This window comes from Nitrospirota bacterium (genome assembly GCA_040756155.1).
GTDB lineage: Bacteria > Nitrospirota > Thermodesulfovibrionia > JACRGW01 > JBFLZU01 > JBFLZU01.
This window is the reverse complement of sequence record JBFLZU010000084.1, coordinates 17,962-21,247: the sequence shown is the minus strand read 5'-3', so window position 1 is coordinate 21,247 and position 3,286 is coordinate 17,962. Positions and strand designations below refer to the sequence as shown.

The 3,286-nt window shown below is 38.9% G+C and carries 3 protein-coding genes; all 3 read left to right on the top strand.

Translation table 11 applies throughout. The features are described 5' to 3' along the window. Positions 1 to 42 precede the first annotated feature (42 nt). Positions 43 to 396, top strand: a complete 354-nt coding sequence (locus tag AB1488_08475; protein MEW6410126.1) for a prepilin-type N-terminal cleavage/methylation domain-containing protein — start codon at positions 43 to 45, stop codon at positions 394 to 396. 350 nt (positions 397 to 746) lie between these two features. Further along, positions 747 to 1,028: a hypothetical protein gene (locus AB1488_08470; protein ID MEW6410125.1), complete on the top strand. Its 282-nt coding sequence runs from the start codon at positions 747 to 749 to the stop codon at positions 1,026 to 1,028. Positions 1,029 to 1,046: 18 nt separating this feature from the next. Further along, positions 1,047 to 3,286 (top strand): hypothetical protein (locus tag AB1488_08465; protein MEW6410124.1); only part of this gene is annotated, 2,240 nt, incomplete at its 3' end.

Sequence of the window (3,286 nt, the reverse complement as noted above, 5' to 3'; positions counted from 1 at the left end):
CTAATTGTGAGATAAATGTGAGGAGATGTTAATGTGAAAATAATGAGGAACCAGAAAGGTTTTACACTGATTGAACTTGTTATAGTAATCATCATCCTCGGGATTCTTGCAGCGGTGGCGATACCGAGGCTTACTACGTTGACAGCAGATGCTGAAAGAGCAACAGCGAGAGGTTTTTCTGGAGCACTTAGGACAGCGTCTACGATTGCTTATGCGCAGGCATCCATGGCGAGACCTGCATATACACATGATATAACATCTGTCTATAATCAACTTGAAGAGACTGGTGGATTAACTATTGCTGGTTCCTATAACTTTACAGCCCTTATCAATGGCACAACATACACCTGGACATTTACGCATCCTGTTAAGATTACTGTATCTGTTGGAGACTAATTGTTGAATAATATAATAGGCTGTTCAAAAATAAATGGCAGTTTTGATGTCATTCCTGCGAAAGCAGGAATCCAGAGAAGTGATAAGTCCTTGAAAAACAACTGGATTCCGTGTCAAGCACGGAATGACAGGTTGCGGTAAATGAAAATTGAATATCCTTGTAGTTGCTTGATTTTCAAGGAATTGTAAGTTTTTGAACAGGCTCTATCTGGTAAATATATAATCAAGATTAATGAGAGAGGGATTATCCTGAGGGGTTATCCCTCTTTCTTCATAATCTATATAATTTTCTCATTCTTGACACAAATAGTTTTATCTGATAGATTTTTAATTACTAAGGAGAGGAAAAGATGCCGACTACATTGGAAGAAAGGGTCGCCTATTTAGAGGGTAAAGTAGAAGAACAGTCACGGTTTAGCGGAGAATTACGAGATATGGTGATTCACCTTGACCAAAAGGTGGACAGGTTCAGGGAAGAACTCTCCTCAAGGATAAATTCTCTTGACCAACGGATAAATTCTCTTGACCAACGGATAAATTCTCTTGACCAGAAGTTTTCAAGATACTTCCTCTGGATAATTGGGGTTCAGGTAACGATTTTTCTTGCAATAATAGCTACATTTCTAAGGTAGGCTCTCTTTTAGAGAAAAGTGAAATATCTTTTATACCTACCACTACTGATATTACTCACAGCCCTTTATTTCTACGATATTGTATTTTGCGGAGAGATATTCGTTGAAAGAGACCTACCTGTCTTTTTTTACCAGTATATAAAACTATGGGTCGAAGAGGTCAAACAATTTAATTTTCCTCTCTGGAATCCATACCTTGTCAGTGGTGAGCCTCTGTTTGCAAATCTACAGCCTGGCGTTCTATATCCTATAAATATCCTTTATTTCATATTCCCCTTTGATACTGCTTTTAACCATGTAATCGTCCTGCACTTCCTGATGGCAGGTATCTTCATGTTTATTTTGATAAAAGGGATGCAGAGGAGTGACACCACAGCAATAATCTCGGCGATCTCTTTTACCTTTGGAGGCTATCTGTTATCTGTTCACAATCTGCTTTCAACCCTTCAGTCTGTAGTATGGTTTCCTCTCGTTTTATATTTTTATTTTGGAACATTGTCACTCCCTCACCCTCGCTCCTCGATAATCCCCCCTCGCCCCCCTTTACTAAAAGGGGGATGGAGAGATTTAAAGTATCCAGTATTAACTGGGGTCTCACTTTTATTGATGTTCCTCGGCGGTGGAATTGAGGTATTGATTACCACTGTTGCTGCTCTGTTTTTCATAACCATCTTTCCTCTACATATAATAGAGCCTCGACCTTCGACCTTCAGATCTCGACTTTCGATCCTTTTTATAACGCTCCTCGTCTTCGTTGGTCTTGGTGCCATACAACTCATTCCTTTTCTCGAACTTGCAAAGGAATCAAGTAGAGCTGAGGGACTGCCTTTTACACATGTGACGATATGGTCTCTCGAGCCATGGAATCTGATTAATTTCTGGTTACCAGATACATTCTGGAGTGGGTGGGACTTTTACTGGGAAGAACAGAACTGGCTTAAAACCTTATATATCGGTATAGCCCCAACCGTGTTTGCCTTCCTTTATTTTCTTTGTGAACCAGATAAAAGAAACAGGTATTTCTTTGCTACACTCATCCTTGTCCCTATATTCTTTGCACTTGGAAAATACAACCCATTCTACAGATATTTTTATGATTACCTGCCATTATTTAAAACCATAAGGTATCCGATAAAGTTTATCGCCCTGACGATTATTACTGTATCAATCACTGTAGGACTGGGGTGGGATTACTTTAAAAGAAGGTTAGACATAAACGAAGTATTCAGGAAAAGAATTGGCCATCTCTTTCTTACAGCGGGGTTAATTTCTGCTGTCCTGTGGGGTATTACAGCACTATCAACCGAGAAAATGATGTCCCTGCTTAAAGACATTTTATCAACCGCCTCAACTCCACTTATTCATCTCGTGATATATCCAAATATATTAAGACTGCTATTTTTTGCTGTACTTACATCACTCCTGATATTTCTATCTACAAAGAAAAAGATTCCTACCTCTGCATTAAATACCTTCATAATCCTTATTTTTATCGCTGATCTCTTCGTCGGAAACATTGGATTTTATAAGCATGCAAAAAAAGAAGACCTGCATGTGGATTCTACTGTCAACAGACTGTTGTCTGAAGAAAAAAGTCTTTATCGTGTATATGCCCACACAAAATGCCTTGAAAAAAAACAGATATACCGAAGCACACGGGAGAAATATGAGATATTAAGAAACAAATTTCTATTTAATGTCGAAGAGAAAAAGCAAAATCTCGCTGGATTTTCTGTAACATATCAGAAGGATTTTAACAGGATTTATAGTTTCATGGTACTATCACCAAGACCATATATGACACATTTCTTTGATATGCTGAATGTAAAGTATATACTCTGGCATGAAAGGTTTGAGTTTCCAGGATATACATTTTTACTGGAGATAGACAAAAGTATCTATCTCTATAAAAACGACAATGCCCTTCCACGGGCATTCCTTGTTGATAATTACAGTGTCCAGAAAAGAGACAAGGGATACATTGAGGCTATGGTAGATTCTTCATGGGACCCTCGTAAGACGGTATTTCTTGAAGAAGAGCCGAAATGGGAGACGGGACAGAGGACAGAGGACAGAGGACAGAGGACAGAGGTAGAGGTTATTGCTTACAATAACAATGATGTGCATCTGAGGGTATCAAGCACGTCTCCTAAGATACTTTTTTTAGGCGATACATACTATCCTGGATGGAAAGTATATATTGACGGGAAAGAGAGAAAACTACTCAGGGCAAACTATGCATTCCGTGCGGTGGCGAT

Coding starts and splice junctions, on each gene's coding strand:
- AB1488_08475 (MEW6410126.1), top strand. CDS start 43: ATGAGGAACCAGAAAGGTTTTACACTGATTGAACTTGTTATAGTAATC.
- AB1488_08470 (MEW6410125.1), top strand. CDS start 747: ATGCCGACTACATTGGAAGAAAGGGTCGCCTATTTAGAGGGTAAAGTA.